22 protein-coding genes are annotated in these 19,911 nt (G+C 25.5%); 15 read left to right on the top strand and 7 right to left on the bottom strand.

The window, feature by feature from the left end; translation table 11 throughout:
* The first annotated feature begins 17 nt into the window (after positions 1-17).
* The 10 genes from napG (at position 18) to purU (ending at position 6,153) form a co-directional block, all read left to right on the top strand.
* Positions 18-758, top strand: a complete 741-nt coding sequence (gene napG, locus A2J15_RS02845) for a ferredoxin-type protein NapG (RefSeq protein ID WP_066778179.1) — start codon at positions 18-20, stop codon at positions 756-758.
* Positions 755-1,540, top strand: coding sequence for a quinol dehydrogenase ferredoxin subunit NapH (gene napH / locus A2J15_RS02840; protein WP_116980478.1), 786 nt, complete (start codon positions 755-757; stop codon positions 1,538-1,540). The genes napG and napH overlap by 4 nt, the downstream gene beginning before the upstream one ends.
* Positions 1,537-2,046, top strand: coding sequence for a nitrate reductase cytochrome c-type subunit (locus A2J15_RS02835; RefSeq protein ID WP_066778181.1), 510 nt, complete (start codon positions 1,537-1,539; stop codon positions 2,044-2,046). Before napH ends, A2J15_RS02835 begins: the two co-directional genes overlap by 4 nt.
* A 4-nt stretch (positions 2,047-2,050) precedes the next feature.
* Positions 2,051-2,965 carry a WD40 repeat domain-containing protein gene (locus A2J15_RS02830; RefSeq protein WP_066778183.1) on the top strand — a complete coding sequence of 305 codons (915 nt, stop codon included), beginning with the start codon at positions 2,051-2,053 and terminating at the stop codon, positions 2,963-2,965.
* Positions 2,958-3,296, top strand: a complete 339-nt coding sequence (locus A2J15_RS02825) for a chaperone NapD (protein WP_066778185.1) — start codon at positions 2,958-2,960, stop codon at positions 3,294-3,296. The genes A2J15_RS02830 and A2J15_RS02825 overlap by 8 nt, the downstream gene beginning before the upstream one ends.
* Positions 3,297-3,304: 8 nt before the next feature.
* Entirely contained in the window at positions 3,305-3,478 is a 174-nt protein-coding gene (locus A2J15_RS07585) for a hypothetical protein (protein ID WP_162876104.1), read from the top strand.
* Positions 3,479-3,556: 78 nt separating this feature from the next.
* Entirely contained in the window at positions 3,557-3,802 is a 246-nt protein-coding gene (locus tag A2J15_RS02820; RefSeq protein ID WP_066778187.1) for a tetratricopeptide repeat protein, read from the top strand.
* Complete coding sequence (gene ciaD, locus A2J15_RS02815; protein ID WP_066778189.1) at positions 3,799-4,245, top strand: effector protein CiaD; 447 nt, start codon at positions 3,799-3,801, stop codon at positions 4,243-4,245. The genes A2J15_RS02820 and ciaD overlap by 4 nt, the downstream gene beginning before the upstream one ends.
* On the top strand, positions 4,214-5,332 hold the full coding sequence (locus A2J15_RS02810; RefSeq protein WP_066778191.1) for a tRNA nucleotidyltransferase/poly(A) polymerase family protein: 1,119 nt from the start codon (positions 4,214-4,216) through the stop codon (positions 5,330-5,332). The genes ciaD and A2J15_RS02810 overlap by 32 nt, the downstream gene beginning before the upstream one ends.
* The gene (gene purU / locus A2J15_RS02805; protein WP_066778192.1) at positions 5,329-6,153 is read left to right on the top strand and encodes a formyltetrahydrofolate deformylase; all 825 of its coding nucleotides are present in this window, start codon (positions 5,329-5,331) and stop codon (positions 6,151-6,153) included. Before A2J15_RS02810 ends, purU begins: the two co-directional genes overlap by 4 nt.
* Here purU and A2J15_RS02800 read toward each other — a convergent pair.
* Positions 6,150-7,418, bottom strand: a complete 1,269-nt coding sequence (locus tag A2J15_RS02800) for an aminotransferase class V-fold PLP-dependent enzyme (RefSeq protein ID WP_066778193.1) — start codon at positions 7,416-7,418, stop codon at positions 6,150-6,152. The two genes, purU and A2J15_RS02800, sit on opposite strands and share 4 nt — an antisense overlap.
* A 98-nt stretch (positions 7,419-7,516) precedes the next feature.
* Here A2J15_RS02800 and A2J15_RS02795 point away from each other — a divergent pair, with 98 nt between their 5' ends.
* Together A2J15_RS02795 and A2J15_RS02790 are read left to right on the top strand one after the other, a co-directional pair.
* Positions 7,517-8,338 carry a DUF234 domain-containing protein gene (locus A2J15_RS02795; protein ID WP_066778195.1) on the top strand — a complete coding sequence of 274 codons (822 nt, stop codon included), beginning with the start codon at positions 7,517-7,519 and terminating at the stop codon, positions 8,336-8,338.
* On the top strand, positions 8,331-9,353 hold the full coding sequence (locus A2J15_RS02790; RefSeq protein ID WP_066778197.1) for a fla regulon two-component system sensor histidine kinase FlgS: 1,023 nt from the start codon (positions 8,331-8,333) through the stop codon (positions 9,351-9,353). The genes A2J15_RS02795 and A2J15_RS02790 overlap by 8 nt, the downstream gene beginning before the upstream one ends.
* 1 nt (position 9,354) lies before the next feature.
* Here A2J15_RS02790 and A2J15_RS02785 read toward each other — a convergent pair whose 3' ends face one another.
* The 6 genes from A2J15_RS02785 to A2J15_RS02760 are packed head-to-tail and all read right to left on the bottom strand — an operon-like array spanning position 9,355 to position 15,225.
* Positions 9,355-10,788 (bottom strand): Mur ligase family protein, encoded by a 1,434-nt coding sequence (locus tag A2J15_RS02785; RefSeq protein WP_066778199.1) that lies wholly within the window; start codon positions 10,786-10,788, stop codon positions 9,355-9,357.
* The gene (locus tag A2J15_RS02780) at positions 10,782-11,513 is read right to left on the bottom strand and encodes an alpha/beta fold hydrolase (protein WP_066778201.1); all 732 of its coding nucleotides are present in this window, start codon (positions 11,511-11,513) and stop codon (positions 10,782-10,784) included. Before A2J15_RS02780 ends, A2J15_RS02785 begins: the two co-directional genes overlap by 7 nt.
* A 1-nt stretch (position 11,514) precedes the next feature.
* The gene (locus tag A2J15_RS02775; RefSeq protein ID WP_066778203.1) at positions 11,515-11,730 is read right to left on the bottom strand and encodes a type II toxin-antitoxin system Phd/YefM family antitoxin; all 216 of its coding nucleotides are present in this window, start codon (positions 11,728-11,730) and stop codon (positions 11,515-11,517) included.
* Between the two features lie 58 nt (positions 11,731-11,788).
* Positions 11,789-12,829 (bottom strand): D-alanine--D-alanine ligase, encoded by a 1,041-nt coding sequence (locus A2J15_RS02770; protein WP_066778205.1) that lies wholly within the window; start codon positions 12,827-12,829, stop codon positions 11,789-11,791.
* 9 nt (positions 12,830-12,838) lie between these two features.
* Positions 12,839-13,390, bottom strand: coding sequence for a Holliday junction branch migration protein RuvA (gene ruvA / locus A2J15_RS02765; protein WP_066778207.1), 552 nt, complete (start codon positions 13,388-13,390; stop codon positions 12,839-12,841).
* Positions 13,366-15,225, bottom strand: coding sequence for a flagellar assembly protein A (locus tag A2J15_RS02760; protein ID WP_066778208.1), 1,860 nt, complete (start codon positions 15,223-15,225; stop codon positions 13,366-13,368). Before A2J15_RS02760 ends, ruvA begins: the two co-directional genes overlap by 25 nt.
* Positions 15,226-15,332: 107 nt before the next feature.
* On the opposite strand from A2J15_RS02760, the gene murJ reads away from it, so the two are divergent.
* Genes murJ through A2J15_RS02745 form a run of 3 tightly spaced genes read left to right on the top strand, consistent with a single transcriptional unit; the run spans position 15,333 to position 19,904 of the window.
* Complete coding sequence (murJ, locus tag A2J15_RS02755) at positions 15,333-16,784, top strand: murein biosynthesis integral membrane protein MurJ (protein WP_066778209.1); 1,452 nt, start codon at positions 15,333-15,335, stop codon at positions 16,782-16,784.
* On the top strand, positions 16,784-18,169 hold the full coding sequence (gene cysS / locus A2J15_RS02750; RefSeq protein WP_066778211.1) for a cysteine--tRNA ligase: 1,386 nt from the start codon (positions 16,784-16,786) through the stop codon (positions 18,167-18,169). The genes murJ and cysS overlap by 1 nt, the downstream gene beginning before the upstream one ends.
* Complete coding sequence (locus A2J15_RS02745; RefSeq protein WP_066778213.1) at positions 18,162-19,904, top strand: ABC transporter ATP-binding protein; 1,743 nt, start codon at positions 18,162-18,164, stop codon at positions 19,902-19,904. The genes cysS and A2J15_RS02745 overlap by 8 nt, the downstream gene beginning before the upstream one ends.
* Positions 19,905-19,911 lie beyond the last annotated feature (7 nt).

Below are 19,911 nucleotides of genomic sequence, written 5' to 3'. Positions count from 1 at the left end.
ATAAGGTTTTAATTGCAATGAAAGATAGAAGAGAATTTTTTGTTGATATTTTTAAAACTTTATGTTTTTGTACAACAAGTGGATTTTTAGTTAATTTTGCGTTAAAAGCTGATGATAATTATATTTTACGTCCACCTGGAGCTGAAAATAAGGCAAGATTTTTAAGCAAGTGTATCCGTTGCGGACTTTGTGTAAAAGCTTGTCCTTATAATACTTTAAAGCTTGCTACTTTACTAGATAGTCCTAAAAATGGTACACCTTTTTTTCAAGCAAGAGAAATTCCTTGTTATCTTTGTGAGGATATGCCTTGTATTAAAGAATGTCCAACGGATGCTTTGGATAAAAAACATTTAAAAAAAGGTATAGAATCTTTAAAAATGGGCATTGCTATTATTGATAGTGCTTCTTGTGTTGCACATTGGGGAATTCAGTGTGATGCTTGTTATAGAGCTTGTCCTTTGATTGATAAGGCCTTAAAACTTGATCTTAGGCGTAATGAACGCACTGCTAAACATGCTTTTTTGTTACCTAGTGTAGATCATGAAGTGTGTGTAGGTTGTGGACTTTGTGAACTTGCTTGTATTACTCAAAAACCTGCTATTCGTGTTTTGCCTCAAGAATACGTTTTAGGTAAAGCAAGTCCTCATTATGTTAAAGGTTGGGATCAAAAAGATGAAGAGCGTATTAAAGATTCTGATACTTCTAAGCATTTTAATTCTAATAAAGCTACTAATTATTTAAATGCAGGAGAGCTATGATGAGGTATTTACTTGCTAGACGTATTGTTCAGTTTGGAATTTTAGCTCTTTTTAGTTTTGAAAGTACTAATTTTATTTTGCAAGGAAATTTAAGTTCTTCTAAACTTTTTAATACTATACCTTTAAGCGATCCTTTTGCTTTTTTGCAAATTGTTTTAGCAAGTTGGAGCATAGATTTCATGGTTTTAATTGGAGCTTTGATTATCTTTTTTATTTATGGTTTGCTTTTAGGAAGGGTTTTTTGCTCTTGGGTTTGTCCTGTAAATTTAATTACTGATTTTGCTGCTTTTATAAGAAATCGTTTTGCTTTTAAAAATAAATTTTTAATTTTACCTAAAAATTTACGTTATTTTGTTTTAGCTTTGGTTTTAATCCTTTCTTTTGTATTTTCTTTGCCTGTATTTGAGAGTTTTTCTTATATAGCCATAATTCACAGGGGGATTATTTTTGCTACAAGTTCTTGGCTTTTTGTAGCCTTTATACTTTTTTGTATTGATGTTTTTTTAAGCCCTAGAGCTATTTGCTCGCATTTTTGTCCACTTGGAGCTTTTTATGCTTTTATTTCTTATTTTGCTTTGCTTAAGATAAAGCATAATAGTGATAAATGTACTCAGTGCTATAAATGTATTCACATTTGTCCTGAAAAACAAGTTTTATGGATGATCGGTAAAAAAAGTGCTAGTGTAACATCAGGAGAATGTATAAGGTGTGCAAGATGTATAGAAGTTTGTAATGATGATGCTTTAAATTTTAATATATTTGACTTAAGGAATAAAAAATGAAAAAGAAATTGATTTTATTTACAAGTGTTGTAATGGCTTATGCAATAAATAATGGAATAAGTTCAGAAGAAATTGGACTTAGAAAAGCGAGTTTAGAAAATGAAAATAAAGTAAAATTAGTAGAAGCAAATTTTACAAGTTTACAACCTGGAGAATCAACACGTTTAGAGCGTTCTTATGAAAATGCACCCCCGCTTATACCTCATGCTATTGAAGACTTATTGCCCATCACTAAAGATAATAATATGTGTTTAACTTGCCATGATAAAAGTGTAGCAGCAGATACTGGTGCAACTCCACTTCCTGCAAGTCATTATTATGATTTTAGGCATAATAAAACTACAGGAAATGTAATTAGTGATGCGCGTTTTAATTGTACTCAATGTCATGTTCCTCAAAGTGATGCAAAACCTTTAGTTGGAAATAGTTTTAAGCCTGAATTTAAAAATAAACAACTAAAAAATAACTCGAATTTACTAGATGTAATTAATGAGGGTGTTAAATAAAATAATGAAAAAATTTCTTTTTATTTTTAATCTTTTATGTGCTATGTCTTTTGCTTATGAATTAAAAATCAACTCAAACCTTACAACATTAAAATTTTATAAGCAAAAATTATATATAGGTACAGATAAAGGTGAAATTTTGGAATATAGTGTACAAGATAAAAGTTTAAAAGAGCTTTTATCTTTACCTAAAATAGAAAATTATTATGGCAATGATTTTGCTAAAATTTATAGCATTGATGTATTTAAAGATATGCTTTTAATACTTAGTGAGGGTAATTTTGGATCTAAAAATTTAAGTTTTTATGATAAAAATTTGCAAACTAAAAAACTTGAGGAAAATAGTATAAGCAAAGCATTTTTTATAAATTCAAATACCTATCTTTTGGTTTCTATAGGTTCTGAAATAGAATTAGTTGATAGAAATTTAACCCATATTAAAAGATTTAAATTTTCTCATTCTAGTCTTAATGATGCAGTATTGAGTGAAGATAAAAATAAACTTGTTGCTGGTTTTGAAAGTGGAGAAGTTGAGCTTTTTGATTTATCAAAATGGAAAATACTTAAAAATTATGATAAAATACATAAAGATAATATTTACCAAGTAGATTTTAAAAACAATACTATTTTAAGTTGCGGGACAGACAGACGCATAGGTTTAATTAAAAATGAAGAAGAAAATTTTTTACAAAAAGATTTTTTAATTTATACTTGTGCTTTAAGTCCTAATGGTAATTTAGCCATTTACAGCGATAATGAAGCTGGTATGAGTGAAGTTTTTGATACAAATAGTCTTAAATTAATTAAAACTTTTAGTAATGAAAAAATAATGAGTGAATTTATTATTTTTTTAAATGATAAAGAATTTGTTCTTTCTGGTTTTGGAGATAAGATAATATTTAGGAGTATTGATGAATAATCTTTCTAGTGTATTGATTTTAACAAAAGAAGAATATATTAATGATTTAAAAAAAGCTATTTCTAAAATTCCTTTATGCTCGGTAGAACTTTGTGAAAATGGAAAAATGATAGTTGTGATTGAAAGTGAAAATTTAGAAGATGAATTAAATTCATATAAAATGCTTGAAACATTACCTCATATTATTAGTATTAACATGGTATTTTCTTATCAGAATTTAGATAAAGATATGCAACAAGCGATTAATAGTGGGGCAATACAAACTATAACAAAGAATGAAAATGCTAAAGATATACGTTATTATGGAAGTATTTTTAATCATTTCACTTAAGTAGATTTATGATATTTTTGATTCCTTTTTTATTGATAATAGCTATTATTTTTGGAATTGATTACATATATTTTAAAGATCAAAATGCTTCAATTCAAAGTAAAATAGAGCAAGTGGATTTAAATTCTAGTTTAGAAAAAGAAAAAAGGCAATATATAAAAAATTTATTTAAAATACAATAATATAGAATTTTATTTTTTCTTAAAGATAAGTTAAAATGCTTTTTGATAAAATCAAAAAAAATATTTAGGACTATTAAAATGAAAAATACAGTCACTGAAGCTTCTATTTATGAAGCTCAAGGGCTTAAAGATGAAGCTTTAGAGATTTATAAAAATATCTTAAAAGAAAATCCTGATAATCAAAATGCCATTGATGCAATTCGCCGTCTTAGCGGATTTCGATCAAAACATAAGGATTTAAATACCCAAATGTTGGATTTTTTTATCAATATGAAAAGTGATGAAGAAATTAATGAATTTAAAAGGTGGTTGATAAAAATATGAATTTGGAAGATTTGGCTAAAAAAACTATTAGTGAAGTAAGTTCTATAATGGAAGAACAAAGAAAACAAAATGAAATTTTAAAAGATCAAGATCAAAAAATTACAATAAAAGATGAGTTTATTTGCGAAGAGATTGAAAATAAAGAAAAATTGTCAAATATCATTTCTTTAGAAGAATTACAGGAAAATCAAATAATACAAAATGATACTATTAAAGATGAGAATATACAACAAAAAGAAATAAAAGCATCTCATTTAAATTTTACAACACAAGTTTCAACTATAAATGAAGATATATTTTTAAAAAATCTTAGAGAAAGAATTTTAGTACTTTTTGAGGGTTTAAATAGTATAGAACAAGATCAAATTGAAAATAGAGTAAATTTAACCATAAACTTTTTAGAGTTTTTGCTTGCAAACATTGAAGATAAACTTAAAAAATAATCCAGATTTAAAATTTATTGCTGATTTTTTAAAATCTTATACTACAAGAGCTTATTTGGTTGGAGGTAGTGTTAGGGATTTGTTTTTAGGTTTAAAACTTTATGATTATGATATAGAAATTTATGATATTAAACCTAGTGATTTTGAAAAAATTATGCAAAAATTAGGAGCACAGGGTTTTGGTAAAAGTTTTTTTGTATATAAATTTAAAAATTATGATCTTGCTCTTGCTAGAACAGAAAATAAAATAGCTTACGGTCATACAGGTTTTAAGGTAGATATTTGTAATGATGAAAAAATAGGTGCTAAAAGACGTGATTTTACTATTAATTCTATGATGATAAATCTTTTTAATAATGATTTTTTAGATTTTTATGGGGGTTTGAAAGATTTAAAAAATGGTTTATTAAGACATATTGATGACCAAAGTTTTCAAGAGGATAGTTTAAGGATATTAAGAGCTGTGGTTTTTGCCTCAAAATTCAATTTTAAAATAACTCAAGAAAGTTTTAATTTAATGCAAAATATGTCTATAAAAGATCTTAGTAAGGATAGAATTAATGAACAATTATATAAATTTTTTAAAAGTCCTAGACTTGATATAGGTTATAAATATTTTCAAGATCTTGGTTTAGAAAAGGAAATTTTTGGTTTTGAAAATTCTTTTTGTACTGTAAAATTTCAAAATTTACTAAAAAAAAGTAGACAATTTGTTCAAGATGAGACTTTATTTTTATATTTATATTTGAATTATTTTCAATTAAATAAAGAAGAATTTTTTAAAAGAACCAAACTTAAAAAAAAATATTTGAAAAAAATTAATCAAGCCTTTTATTTTGATGATATAAGTGATTTTGAATTGGCTAAAATTGCTTTAGAAATACCTTTAAAAGATTGGCTTGGGCTTTGGGATAAAAAGCGTATTATGCAAGCCAAAAGATTAAAGCTTTATGAAGATAAATTTCAAAGTAAAATTAGGGCAAAAGATTTTATAGACTCTGGAATTTGTGGTAAAATATTGGGTTTAGAACTTAAAAAAGCTAAAGAAAATGAACTTCAAATATATATTCAAAGGTTAAATTCATGATTTTTATATTAAAAATTTGCACTCAAGATCAAAAAGGATTGATTTATAAAATTTCTAATGTGATTTTTAAATATTGTATTAATATAGTTAAAAATGATGAATTTGTAGGCGAGGGGATGTTTTTCTTTCGCGCAATTTTAGAGGGTGAATTTGATAAAGAAGAATTTCTTAAAGCACTTAAAGTAGCATTAGGACAAGAAGCTTTAATTGAGCTTTGTGAAAAAAGAAAGAAAAATGTTATTATTTTTGCTACCAAAGAAAGTCATTGTTTGGGTGATTTGCTCATAAGATATTATAGTAATGAGCTTCAAGCTCATATTAAAGCTGTAATTTCAAATTATGATTTACTTAAAGATTTGGTAGAAAAATTTAAAATCCCTTATCATTGTATTAGTACACAAAATTTAGATCGAAAAGAACAAGAAAACCAAATTTTAAATTGTTTAAAAAAATATGATTTTGATTATTTAATTTTAGCAAAATATATGAGAATTTTATCTCCTGACTTTGTTGCATGCTTTAAGGGGAGAATTATTAATATTCACCATTCTTTTTTACCTGCATTTATAGGTGCAAATCCTTATAAACAAGCTTTTGATCGAGGAGTTAAGATTATTGGTGCTACGGCACATTTTGTAAATAATAATCTTGATGAGGGTCCTATTATTACTCAATCAGTTTTACCTGTAGATCATGAATATACTTGGCAAGATATGAAGCAAGCAGGTAGAAATATAGAAAAAAATGTTCTTTCAAAAGCACTTGATTTGGTTTTTGAAGATAGAATTTTTATACATAATAATAAAACTATAATATTTTAATGCGATAATTTATGAATTGTTTGATTTAAGGCTTTAAAAAAATAATCAATATCTTCTTTTTCATGGGTATAATGTAAACTTATTCTTAGCCAACCTGGTTTGGTTTTTAATTTTTCATTGTCTTTTAATCCTAACAAATCATGTCCATAAGGACCAGCACAAGCACAACCTGCACGTGTTTCTATGTGATATTTTTTACTTAATTCGTAAGCGATATCAAAAGGGGAGAGTCCTTTAATATTTAAAGCAAAAATAGGTAAGCGTTGTTTTAAATTTTGTGCATATAGTATTAAATGAGGTATTGTTTTTGCTTTTTTAAAAAAATAATTTTTTAAAAGATCTTCTTTTTTTTCTATTTGTTTTACTCCTATGGCGTCTTTAATTTTAAAGGCCAAACTAGCACGAATGAGTTGTAAAATTCCAGGGGTACCTCCTTCTTCTAAGGCTTCTTCATTACAAAGATAGCATTGAGAAGTACGAGAAACATAACCTACAGTACCTCCAGCAGCAAAACTAGGTTTAGATCCACAAAGATCTTTTTTTATTATTAAAAGACCTGATCCTCCTATTCCACCTATTAATTTATGAGAACTTATAAACAAAGCATCATAATATTTACAAGCTATATTTTTATAAGGGATAAAGCTAGATGCATCAAAGGCAACTATACCTTTAAATTTACGTATCATTTTAAAAATACGTTTGTAATCACTTAATATTCCTGTGACATTCGAGCTTAAGGTGAAACTAGAAATGATTTTTCTTGTTTTATTTTTTTTTAAAATTTTTTCTAAAAAAAGAAAATCGATTTCACCATTTTTATTTAAAGGAATTCTAATACATTCACATAAACCTTCTCGAAAAGAAAGTTCATTAGAATGATGTTCATAAGGACCTATTATAACTAAAGGAAGGGAATTTTTATCTATTTGATTAAAATATTTTTCTTTTACAAGGGGTGGAATATAAATTCCTAATAATTCTTGAAATTTTTTAATAGCACTGCTTGAACCTGATCCACAGGCTATAAGAGCAAAGCTTTCATCAAGCGATAAACTTTTTTTTATATTTTGTCTTGCTTGTTCATAAATTTTTTGGGTTTTAAAGGAATTTAAAGAGCTATCAGAATGTGTATTTGCATAACTTGGAAGAATTTTAGCTAGTTCTTTTTCTACACATTTAAGGGCTAGTGCACTTGCTGTGAAATCAAAGTGTAAAACACCTTTTTTTAAAATAATTTCTTTTTTTAAATCTGAAATTTGCAATTACAATCCTTTAAAATTTTGGTAAAATTATACTATAAAAATACTTTACAAAAAGGAAAAATATAAATTTTAAAGACTTTTCAAGCTTATATAAAAATATTCATTTAGCTCAAATTTTTGATTTTTATAGTGTTTTTGATGGATTTGATCAATTAAAAGAATTGAATCTAGAAAAAGATATTTTTGAAAATATTCAAGAAAAATTGTTAAAAAATTATTTATTTGTAAAGAATCAATTTGATTTTGATGATATCATCTCTTATGCTTTAATTTTGCTTGCTAAAAACAATCGTAAACGTTTTTCTATTAATAAGAAAATACAGCATTTTAAAGCTTTATCTGCACTTCAATTTCTTTTAAAACAAAATATTTTAAAGCTTGAAGTTAGCAAAGAGACTAAGCCAAACAAAGATAAAAAACAAAAAATTAAAAAAGAACTAAGATCTTATGTTATTCAAGATAAACTTATGTTTACTAATCATTTTACACGTTTTTTCTTTTATTTTCTAAAACCTAATGAAAAATTGATTTTACAGGGAAAATATGAAGAAGTTTTAAAAAAAATTAAAGATAAATTTAAACTTTATCAAAGTTTTTGTTTTGAACAACTTTGTCGTGAGTTTGTAGAATATTTTTTTAAAATAGATGGAGTGCAAAGTTATTGGAATAAAGATATGGAGGTTGATCTTTATTATCAAGATGAAAAATTATGTCTTGTGGGCGAGGTTAAATTTAAAAATAAAAAGATTTGTAAAAATATTTTTAATCTTTTAAAATTAAAAGTAAGAAATTTAAAAATAATTCCTGATTATTATATTATAATTTCAAAAAATGGTTTTAGTCAAGAAATGTATAAAATTTGCAAATCGGGTGTATTTTTATTTGAATTAAATGATTTTAGAGGAATGATTAATGAATGAAAGTATTTTAAGAACTTTAGATTCTCATGAAAAAGAAACTTTGCAAAAAGGTCTTGAAAGTTTGATTGAACAAACTTATGTTATAGAAAATGAATATAAAATTTTAAATGAAAATTATAATTTTTTGCGTGCTATGGTTGATGAAATTATAGAAGTGCTACCTAGCGCACTTTGGATTTTAGACAAGGAAAAAAATATTATTTTACAAAATCAAGAAGCTTTAAAAAATCCTAAATTGTTAAATATTATTAGCTTAGATAAGATGCGAGATGAATTAGAATTTGAGGGAAGTTTTTATGCCATTAAAATCATTGATCATAATGAAAAAACAATTATTTCTGCTATTGATATTAGTGATGAAAAACGTAATGAAAGGCTTGCAAGTATGGGAAGTGTTGCAGCGCATTTAGCGCATGAAATAAGAAATCCTATAGGTTCTATTTCTTTATTAGCTTCTACTCTTTTTGCACGCAGTGAGTTTAAAAACAAACATATAGTTCTTGAAATTCAAAAATCTATTGCTAGGGTTGAACGCATAGTTAAATCTACTTTGTTATTTACTAAAGGTGTGCATATTAATACTGCTTGTTTTAATATTTTAGAATTAAAAGAAGAATGCCAAAGTGCTATTAATGCTTATAATTTTTCTGCTTCTATTGACTTTGTAATTGATTTTTTAGATATGAAAATTTGTGCTGATAAGGCTCTTTTGAGTTTGGTGTTGCAAAATTTGATTTATAATGCAATTGATGCTATAGAAGAAAAAGAAGTTGAAAATCCTTATATTCGTATTATAGCTACTTGTGAAAATGATCTTTTGTGTATACGTATTTATGATAATGGTTGTGTTATTAAAGATAAAAATAGAGTGTTTGAAGCTTTTAAAACAACAAAGCTTAAAGGAAATGGTCTTGGTTTATCTCTTTCTAAAGAAATTATTGATGCACATAAAGGAAATTTAGGATTTGAACTTGATCCTAAGAATTTTTATTTTACTTTACCTATAAATTGTTAATTTAAAAATAGCTAGGAGCATCGTTAGAAAAAAGTATTAAATCTCCATCTTTTGTTTCTTTGGCTAGGGTTTGTATTAAATCATTTTTTTCTTTTAATATAATTGTTTTAATTGTTAATTCTTTTTTAAAAATTGCTGCATTAATATGAGCACTTATGATAGCTAGATCAAAACATTGGTTGATAATTTGGCATAGTTTTTGGTTTTCTTCTTGATTGACTTCTAATATGCCAGGAGTGATTAACACTTTTCTACCTTGATAATTTTTACAAAGTTCATAACTTTGACTCATGCCTTTAAAATTTCCATTAAATCCATCATCAATAATTAATTTAGGTTCTTTTGAGATAATACAAAGGCGATGTTCTACAGGAGTGATTTTTTTTATATTTTCTTTGATTTTATTAAGTGTAATTCCTAGAAAATCTGCACAAAATATACAAGCACAAAGATTTTGTGCATTAAAAGCACCTAAAATTTGACTTTTAAATATTTCTTTTTTATTTTGGAATAAAATTTCAAATTTTAAACCTTCAAGATTTGCTTGTATATTAGAAATTTTATTATCATAAATACTTATAGCATCATTTTCTTGTTTTTGTGTACTAGAATGTAAAAAAGCTTTTATAAGTCTTTTTGAGTTTAAAGCTTCTAATTTTGTATTTTTAATATTTTCAATACTTTTAAAATACTGTAAATGAGAATTCCCTATTTCTCCTATAATACAAATATGAGGATTTAAAAAATTGGTAATTTCTAAAATATCACCTCTTGCTCTAGCTCCAGCTTCAACTATATAAATTTGAGTATTATCTTTTAAATTTTCATTAATGTCTTTAATAATGCCCATAAGAGTATTAACGCTTCTTGGAGTTTTGTGGCATAAAAAATCATCTTTTAAGAGTTCATATAAAAAATTTTTCATACTTGTTTTTCCAAAACTTGCACTAATAAGTATGATTTTAAGATTTACATTATTAAAAATCTTTTTTTTAGCTTTATTTTTAAAATATAAATTTGTTATAAAATCGTAAATTTTTAAACTTAATAAACTCGTAGGTAAGCAAGCAAGATTAAAAAGAAAAGAAATTTGTAAGGAAAGTAAAGAAAAAATTGTATTATAAATAAAAACAAAAATAAAAAACCATTTTATTTTTTGTGTTATAACAAGTTTTTTATCAATTTTTTTATTCCAAAAAAACAAAATACTAGTATGAATAAAACAGAAATAAATTAAGCTTATCCATGAAAAACCAAAAGATGAAATATAAATAAAATAAGGAATTAATAAAAAATAAATATGCCAAGAGTATTTATGGTAATGAAATATAACGCGTTTAAGTTTATAAGAATACCATTGTAAAGCACTTATAAAATAAAAAGTTATACAAATATTAAAGATTAAAGTATTAATAAAATATAAAAGATTTAACATATTTTCCCTTGCGATGAAAGTTTTTGACTGATAAAAGCACTGTGTTTTAAAAAGAAAAAATGATCGCCTTCTAAAGGATAAAAAGTGCTATTTTTTATAAGTTTATGTATTTGATATCCACAATATAAAGGTGTAGCTTGATCATCTTTTCCCCAAAAAATTATACTTTTTGCTTTTTGTTTAAGAAAAATCTCGCTAAAATCTTCATCAACTACTTTTTTAAAGGTTGCATACATAATAGGATTGAGATTAGCAGCATCTTTGCTTGCAAAATAATGGTAGAATTTTCCTAAACCGCATAATTTTAATATCTTGAAAATATAAATTTTTAAGCGAATTTTAAAAGATTTTTTATGCAAAATTCCAGCACTTGAAAGTAAAATTAGTATAGTATCTTCTTTGGCAAGTAAAGTGCTTATTTTTCCTCCAAAAGAATGTCCCATAAAAAAACGAATATTCATTTTTTTATTTTTTAAAAAAAGTTCTATAATATTAGCATAATCTTGAGTGTTTAAAACTTCTGCAATACTTGAATTTCCAAATCCAGCTAAGTCTAGATAAATTTGACAAAAACCTTTTAAACAAGGAGCAAAACTTTGTTTCATTAATTCTTTATTAGCACCCCAACCGTGTAAAATTAATATTTGAGGTAAACAAAGATCCCCTATGATTTCATAAGCAATTTGATAGTTTTTATTTTTATATGTTAGATCTGTTAGTGCCATTTTATACCTTTTGATTTTTGTATATATTTTCTAAAAGTTGCATGGCATTTTGTAAGCGTTGAAATTCTTTCATATTAAGCATTACAGCTTCAAATTTATTATTTTTTAAGATCACTATCTTACCGGATTGGCTTTGTTTAAGTTTTTCCATAATAGGACTGAAATTTCTTACTATTTCTGTAGCGGTATAAATTTCATCTTCTTTGAAAGAGAGCATTTTTTATCCTAAATACGTTAAATTTTATGTAAAATTTAACGTATTTTAACTTAAAAATTTATAATTTCCCCTTTTGTCCATGAATAGAATGTAAAAAATTATAATGGATTTGGATTTTATTTTCTAGTGAAATATTCTTAGCTAAAGCATCTAAAGTAGAATTAAAATTATCAAAAAGATAATGTGCTAAAGATCCAGGAGCAGGATTGATTTCGTTTAAATATACTTCATCATTTAATATAAAAAAATCACAACGTATTAAGGCGCCTTTAAATAAAGGATTATAGATTTTACGAAAATTATCTTTTAATTTGATTTTTAATTCAGGATTTAAATTTGCTTCTATTAATCTATCGTGTCTTGAAAAACTAAGGTATTTTTGCTCAAAATCTAAAAATTCTTTCTTTTTAGGTTCTTCTATTATAGAAAAAATAAATTCATCTTTTATCATACAACCTGCAAGATTATATTCTTTGATATCATTTTTAAATTCTTCCACAATAAGTTCATTATCAAATTCGAAACCTACATCTTTAGCATATTCTAAATCTTTTTTATCTTTAACAACACTAATTCCTATGCTACTACCTAATCTTACAGGTTTTATAATGCAAGGAAAGGAAATATTTTCATTGGTGTCTTGTGTTTTGTTTAATATGGTATAATCTAATGTTTTTACCCCTACGCTTTGTGCGTAAATTTTAGTTAATGCTTTATTAAAAGATAATACACTTGCTTCAAGCCTAGGTCCTATAAAATTAATGGAATAAAAATCAAATAAAGCGGCTATTTTTCCATCTTCTCCATCTCTACCATGAATAAGATTAATAATGCAATCAGTTTTTAATTTATTTTCCTTAAAAAATTTTTTATAAAAAAATCCACCTTGTTTTAAAAAAAGTTCCTTTTCTTTTTTATAAGCTTTAGTGCTAAAAGTTTTAGAATTCATTTTTTGTTCTGGGATATGATAAAATTTTCTTTCTTCATCGCAAAAAATAAATTCTAAATGTGTATGGATGACTTTTTTAAGTACTATAGCACTCACTATACTGATTTCATGTTCGTAAGAATTTCCGCCAAAAAGTATTGCATAATTCATATTTTTCCTTCATCCTAGTTTTTTAAGAGCTTCTTTAATCAATTCGCTAGTATTTGTTTGTTTACAAGTTGTTAAAACATTTATAATTTTATCTTGTTTAAAGCCTAGGGTTAATAAAGCAGCTAAAGCTTCGCTTTTATCTTCACTTATATTATCAAGTTTAGTTTTAACATCTGAAAGTTCCACAATAATGCGTTTTGCACTTTTAGATCCTATTCCAGGTACTTTTTTTAATAGATTTTCATCACCTAAACTTAAGGCCCTATAAAAAGAATTGATGTCTAAGCTAGAGCAAATAGCCATAGCAGTATTAGCTCCAATTCCATTAACTTTTAATAGCATTTCAAATATTTTTTGTTCTTCTTGATCTAAAAAACCATAAAATTTATTAGAATCTTCTTTAATGATTTGAGTGATAAATAATTCATATTTTTCTTGAATTTGGAGTTTAGATGAGCAAAAAAGTGAAACAAAAACTCCATAACTTAAACCACTATTACATTTGATAATAATAAAAGTAGGTTCTTTTTTTGTAATTATTCCTTCGATGGCGACAACCATGCTATATCCTTTTGTTCATAATCTGATTTTTTGTTTATTTTTATGTTTTCTTGATTATTTTGTATAATTTTTTCAATACCTATGTATTTAGCATTTTCATTTATGGATGAAGAATATGAAAAATCTTCTTTGGGTGTTAAAAGTGAAAATTTAATTTCATTTGTATTGGTCCATTTTCCACTTTTATTGATAACATTTGCTTTAAAAAGTAATTTTTGTAATTGTGTTAGTTCTAATATTAGAGATTTTTTGTATTCTAAAAGTTCTTTTTCTTTATTTTGTAATTTATTTAATTGCATATTTTGCAAAGAAAAGTTTTTAAGAATTTTAGTATATTGAACAGGGACATTTTGTCCTTGATTTTTAAGTTCTTCAATTTTTTTTTCAATATTTGTGATTCCATTTTGGCTAGATAAAATATATTGTTTTATTGTATTAATCTTAAGATTAAGTTTAGAAATTGTTTCCTCTAAATTACTTAATTCTTGGTCATAATCTTTATCTTCAACTTTAATTTTAGCGTGAAATTTATTATTCTCCCCATTTATATGTTCTATAGTAGTATTTTCAAAAAAGATACAAGAATTATTGCTTTCTAAATTTTCTATGTAAATTTTATCTGCTTGTATATTTCCGCCTAGGCTTTTTTTAATTTTTACTTCTTTGGCTTTAATTGTTCCACCTTCAAGTAAATCTACATTTACGCTTTGTCCTTGTACAAAACCTCTGTGGGTTTTTATATAAGCTTGTTCGGATTGAATTTTGGCTTTAGAATGTGTTGCTCCCTCAATTTTGATTATTTTAGCATGAAGTTGGGTATTGCTAGCTACATTTCCAATTATATTCAATTCTTCGCATTCTATTCCTACTCCAGAATTTACTGCATCTTTAATTTCTGAAGATAATTTTATATTGATTTTAACATTTTTGTCTATTCCTGCTTTCAAGATCCCTATGCTTTTAAAATCAACTCCATTAAATTCTAATTCATTAGCAATATCAAATTTATCACCATCTTGTACAATATAACCTTTTTTTAAGGCTAAATATTCTATATAACCATCTTGTTTTATTTCTTTGAAAGCTTTAGAACAAGAAAAATTAACTTTGTTTTCATTTCCAGATAAAACTTCAATAGTATGCAAATTTAAATCTTTACCTTCTTTACCTTCTTTAAATTGCATATGTTTTAAAACCACTTCATTTTCATCAACGCTAATAATTCCTGATCGTTTTTCATCGATGGAATAATTTTGAGTTTTTTCTTTGTAAACTAATATTAAAGACTCATCTTGGCTTAAAATAGGTTCAATGCCTTGTGCAACTGTAAGTTGTATGGTTTGATTTAAGGGCTTATTTTTGTGTTGATTACAAAAAGATATCAAATCTTTTTTAAAATTAAAAGTGCGAATTCCTATTAAAAATTTAAGCTTTAACATTTTTTTATAGATTGTTTGTAAGAGTTCTAATGCTAATTTATCATGAAAATCTAGATTTTTAAAATCAATTTGAGCTATAATTTTAGTTAAATTTCTATTAGCAATTAATTTTACTGCTTTAGATATTTGATTAGCGTTAATATTATGGAAAATTTCAATTTTATATTTTTGTATAATTTGAAGATCGCTTTTTAAAAAAATTGTATCTTGTTCAAAAAGTATTAATTCTTTTTCAGAAATTTTAGTCCATTTTAAATCTGCAAAACGGTATTGTGTAGAAAATGCTAGGATGTTAAAATCAAGTTCATTTAAGCTAATATGTGTTTGTGAAGATATTTTTAAAAGTTCACGAGCTAGGTTATCTGTGTAGACAATAATTTTTTCATCTAAAGCCAAAATTTTCCCTTTGTTGTAAAAAATTAAGAAAATTATTATAGTAAATTTTTAATCAATTTTAGTTAAAATAATACTTTATTATAGTTTAATTTTTATGAAAAATTTTAATGAAGAGTTTAATATTTAAAAATTTTATTATTAATGCCTTGGGGATTTTATTTTCAAGGATTTTAGGACTTATTCGAGATATTTTAATAGCGCTTTTTTTAGGAGCAGGGCTTTATAGTGATATTTTTTTTGTAGCATTAAAAATGCCTGCTTTTTTTAGAAGAATATTTGCCGAAGGAGCTTTTGGGCAGAGTTTTTTACCTAGTTTTGTAAGGGCAAGAAAAAAAGGAGCCTTTTGTTTAAATGTGATAATACAATTTAGTATTATTGTGTTTTTATTTTGTTTATTGGTAAGTTTTTTTTCTTCTTTTTTTACCAAACTTTTTGCTTTAGGTTTCACTAAAGATACTATAGCTTTAGCTGCACCTTTAGTAGCAATTAATTTTTGGTATTTATTTTTTATTTTTTTAGTTACTTTTTTGGGTGCAATTTTAAATTATAGACAAAAATTTTTTATCACTTCTTTTTCAGCATCGCTTTTTAATTTAAGTATAGTTATAGCTGCTTTTTTTGTTGATAAAAATATGCCTGAAGATACTCTTTATTATTTTTCTTATGCTACGGTTTTAAGTGGTTTTGCTCAATTTGTTTTACATTTATTAGTTTTAAAAAATAATTCTGTAATACGTGCTATGGTTTTAAGTCTTAAATTAAGGAGATTTAAATCAAAATTAAAAGATTTTTATGGTCATTTTTTTCATGGAGTTTTAGGTTCTTCTGCAAATCAGTTAAGTTCTCTTTTGGATACTACTATTGCTAGTTTTTTAGTCAGTGGAAGTATTTCTTATCTTTATTATGCAAACCGTATTTTTCAACTTCCTCTTGCACTTTTTGCAATTGCTTTAACCCAGGTTTCTTTTCCTAAGATTTTAAAGCACTTAAAAAGTGGGCAAGAAGCTTTGGCTTTGCGTTTTATGCAAAGAGTTTTAGTGTTTTTGAGTATTTTGCTCATAGTATCTAGTATTATAGGTTCAGTTTTTGCTTTAGAGATTGCAAAACTTTTATTTGGAAGAGGAAATTTTACAAGTGAAGATAGTACTATTACAGCTTATGTTTTAATCGCCTATCTTGCAGGACTTTTACCTTTTGGTTTGCAAAAACTTTTTTCTTTATGGCTTTATGCTAAATTTAAACAAAAAATAGCAGCTGTTATTGCTTTAAAATCTTTAGTGATTAGCACTTTGTGCTCCATAGTTTTTATTTTTTTAATTCAAGAAGAAAATTTAAAAGTTATTGCTGTAGCACTTTCAAGTTCTATAAGTGCTTTTTATTTGCTTGGAGCAAATATTAAAGAATTTGGTTTTAAGAATTTTTTTAATTTAATATCTATTAAAATTTGTTTTTTAATGATAATAGTTTTGTTTATTTTTGCTGTTTTACTTTTTTTAATTAAGCCTTATATTTTAAGTTTTTTTATGTGGATTTTTGGAAATTTTAAAGGAGTTTTTTAATGAGATTATTAGATAGTGCAACAAAAGAAAAAAAAGAACTTGATAAAAAAAATATTAATATTTATTTATGTGGTCCTACAGTTTATGATCATGCACATTTAGGTCATGCTAGAAGCAGCGTTTGTTTTGATCTTTTACGCAGAGTTTTACTTGCTTGTGGGAATCAGGTTAAATTTGTTAGAAATTATACAGATATTGATGATAAAATTTTAAAAAAGATAGCTCAAAGTGGAAAAAGTATAGACGAACTTGCACAATTTTATATACAAAGTTATGAAGAAGATATGAAAGCTTTAAATGTTTTAGATCCTGATTTAAAACCATGTGCAACTCATTATATACAACCAATGCTTGATTTAATTAAAAAACTTGATAAAAATGGTTTTGTTTATACTTTAGAAGATGGAATATATTTTGATACAAGCAAAGATAGTCAATATTTTACTTTATCTAATCAAAACACTCAAAATCTTTCTCGTCTTAATGTTAAGATACAAAAGAAAAATGAAAGTGATTTTGTGCTTTGGAAATTTGATGAAAAATTTTATAAAAGTGAATTTGGAATAGGGCGTCCTGGTTGGCATACTGAATGCGTTGCCATGATTGATTATATTTTTAAGGATACTCTTGATATTCATGCTGGAGGTATGGACTTATTTTTTCCTCATCATGAAAATGAGGTTGCTCAATACCGTTGTGCTTGTGGTAAAAATTTAGCAAAAATTTGGTTGCATAATGGTTTTGTTAAAATTGATGGCGAAAAAATGAGCAAGAGTTTAAATAATAGTTTTTTTGTAAAAGATGCATTAAAAGAATTTATGGGTGAAGCTTTAAGATTTTATCTTTTAAGTTCTCATTATAGATCTCATTTTAATTATTCTTTAGCGGATTTAGAAAATTCTAAAAAGCGTTTAGATAAATTTTATCGTCTTAAGAAAAGATTGGGTGTGGGTGTAATTTGTGATTTTGATATTTTAAATAATATTTGTATTAAAAGTAAAATTTCTATGCAAATTCTTGATGTTTTAAAGGATGATTTAAATATTTCTAAAGCTTTAGCGCTTTTAGATGATTTTATTAATTATGCTAATTCAAAACTTGATAAAGAAGGTAAAAATAAAATTTTAAAACAAAATATAAAAGAAACATTAGGGGAATTAGCTAGTATTTTTGGTTTTGGTTTTATGGATACGACTTTATATTTTCAATGGGGTGTGAGTCAAAAAGAATGCGAGGAAATTGAAAAATTAATCTTGCAAAGAAATGAAGCAAAAAAAAATAAAGATTTTATCAAGGCTGATGCTATAAGAGAGCAATTAAATCATAAAAAAATTATACTTTTAGATACTCCAAATGGTACAATATGGGAGAAAGTTAATGCATAAAGAAATGAATTTAAAAGAAGTTTTAATTCGTTTTAAACCTTTTTATAAGAGATATTGGAAACAATTTGCTGTAGTTATTTTTGGTATGATTTTAGCAAGTGGAGGAACTGCTGGAAGTTTTTATGCTTTAGAACCTATTTTAAATTATATTTTTGTAGAAAAAAATGAATCTTTGCTTTATACAGTGCCTTTTTTGCTTGTATTGATGTATTTTTTTAAAAATCTTGGAACTTATTTGCAAAGTTTTTATGTTTCTTATATAGGAACAGATATGTTAAGAGTCTTGCGTGCTAAAGTTTTAAAAAATATCTTGCGTTTAGATATGGATTTTTTTAAACGCTATAGAAATGGTGAACTTGTAAGTCGTTGTACTAACGATATTAATGCGCTTCAAAGTATAGTGGCAAATATTATTCCTGATTTTTTTAGAGAATTTTTAACTGCCATTGGTTTACTTATAGTTGTTTTGTATCAAAGTCCTACTTTAGCTTTTTTAGCTTTAGTTATTTTGCCTTTAGCTATTTTTCCTTTACTTTGGTTTGCTAAAAAACTTAAAAATTATGCAAGAAATATACAAGAAACTAATTCAGATTTACTTTCATATTTGGGAGAAATTTTTGCAAATATTGAACTTATTAAAGCTAATGATAATGAAAAAAAAGAAAGTGATAAATTTGCCAAACATAATGATACTTTGTGCACCTTAAATCTTAAATCTGCACGTATTGATGCGCTTACAAGTCCTTTAATGGATATGATGGGTTCAATAGGTGTAGCAGTTGTAATTATTGTAGGGGGTAGAGAAGTTATTAATGGAGTTATGAGTGTGGGGAGTTTTATTAGTTTTGTTTCAGCGCTTTTTGCTATTTATACTCCTTTAAAGCGTCTTTCTTCTTTATACGGGAAACTTCAAGGTGCGGTTGCAGCTAGTGAAAGAACTTTTTATTTATTAGATTTGCAGCCTCAAATTAAAGCGGGTGATAAAGTATTGAAAAAAATTGAAAAAATTATTTTTGAAAATGTTGAATTTTCGTATGAAAACCCTCATAAAAGTGTTTTAAAGGGCGTAAGTTTTGAATTTAAAAAAGGTGAAATGCTTGCTCTTGTTGGAGTAAGTGGAGGTGGGAAATCTTCAATTATTAATTTATTAATGTATTTTTATGAAAAACAAAAAGGTAAAATTTTACTCAATCAAGAAGATATTAGTAATTTTACTATAGAAAGTTTGCATTCTAAAATAGGGCTTGTAACTCAAAATATTTATTTATTTAATGATAGTTTTGCTGCAAATATTGCCTATAGTGAAGAATTAGAAGAAAAAAAGATTATTCAAGCTTTAAAACTAGCCAATGCTTTGGATTTTGTAGAAGAAATGGGTGGAATTTGGGCTGAGATTAAAGAACATGGTAAAAATTTAAGTGGGGGACAAAAGCAAAGAATTGCTATTGCTAGAGCTTTATATAAAAATCCTGATGTATTAATTTTTGATGAAGCTACTTCAGCTCTTGATAATGAAAGTGAAAAAGCTATAGTGAAAACTATAGAAAATTTAAAAAAAGATAGACTTATTATGGTTATTGCCCATCGTTTAAGCACTATAGAAAATTCTGATAAAATAGTGGTTTTAGATAAGGGTAAAGTTTTAGCTATAGGAAAAGATCAAGAACTTTTGCAAACTTGTTCTTTGTATCAAAAATTTAAAAGTAGGGAAAAAACAAAGCCTAACTTTAGTTAATTTTAGT

The organism is Campylobacter hepaticus, assembly GCF_001687475.2.
Classification (GTDB): Bacteria; Campylobacterota; Campylobacteria; order Campylobacterales; family Campylobacteraceae; genus Campylobacter_D; species Campylobacter_D hepaticus.
Note: the sequence above shows the minus strand (reverse complement) of the source record. Positions and strands in the feature narration are given on the sequence as shown.

Coding starts and splice junctions, on each gene's coding strand:
- ruvA (WP_066778207.1), bottom strand. CDS start 13,390: ATGGTTGTCGCCATCGAAGGAATAATTACAAAAAAAGAACCTACTTTT.
- A2J15_RS02770 (WP_066778205.1), bottom strand. CDS start 12,829: ATGAATTATGCAATACTTTTTGGCGGAAATTCTTACGAACATGAAATC.
- A2J15_RS02785 (WP_066778199.1), bottom strand. CDS start 10,788: ATGTTAAATCTTTTATATTTTATTAATACTTTAATCTTTAATATTTGT.
- murJ (WP_066778209.1), top strand. CDS start 15,333: ATGAAGAGTTTAATATTTAAAAATTTTATTATTAATGCCTTGGGGATT.
- ciaD (WP_066778189.1), top strand. CDS start 3,799: ATGAATTTGGAAGATTTGGCTAAAAAAACTATTAGTGAAGTAAGTTCT.
- cysS (WP_066778211.1), top strand. CDS start 16,784: ATGAGATTATTAGATAGTGCAACAAAAGAAAAAAAAGAACTTGATAAA.
- napH (WP_116980478.1), top strand. CDS start 755: ATGATGAGGTATTTACTTGCTAGACGTATTGTTCAGTTTGGAATTTTA.
- napG (WP_066778179.1), top strand. CDS start 18: ATGAAAGATAGAAGAGAATTTTTTGTTGATATTTTTAAAACTTTATGT.
- A2J15_RS02775 (WP_066778203.1), bottom strand. CDS start 11,730: ATGCTCTCTTTCAAAGAAGATGAAATTTATACCGCTACAGAAATAGTA.
- A2J15_RS02790 (WP_066778197.1), top strand. CDS start 8,331: ATGAATGAAAGTATTTTAAGAACTTTAGATTCTCATGAAAAAGAAACT.
- A2J15_RS02835 (WP_066778181.1), top strand. CDS start 1,537: ATGAAAAAGAAATTGATTTTATTTACAAGTGTTGTAATGGCTTATGCA.
- A2J15_RS02745 (WP_066778213.1), top strand. CDS start 18,162: ATGCATAAAGAAATGAATTTAAAAGAAGTTTTAATTCGTTTTAAACCT.
- purU (WP_066778192.1), top strand. CDS start 5,329: ATGATTTTTATATTAAAAATTTGCACTCAAGATCAAAAAGGATTGATT.
- A2J15_RS07585 (WP_162876104.1), top strand. CDS start 3,305: ATGATATTTTTGATTCCTTTTTTATTGATAATAGCTATTATTTTTGGA.
- A2J15_RS02780 (WP_066778201.1), bottom strand. CDS start 11,513: ATGGCACTAACAGATCTAACATATAAAAATAAAAACTATCAAATTGCT.
- A2J15_RS02820 (WP_066778187.1), top strand. CDS start 3,557: ATGAAAAATACAGTCACTGAAGCTTCTATTTATGAAGCTCAAGGGCTT.
- A2J15_RS02830 (WP_066778183.1), top strand. CDS start 2,051: ATGAAAAAATTTCTTTTTATTTTTAATCTTTTATGTGCTATGTCTTTT.
- A2J15_RS02825 (WP_066778185.1), top strand. CDS start 2,958: ATGAATAATCTTTCTAGTGTATTGATTTTAACAAAAGAAGAATATATT.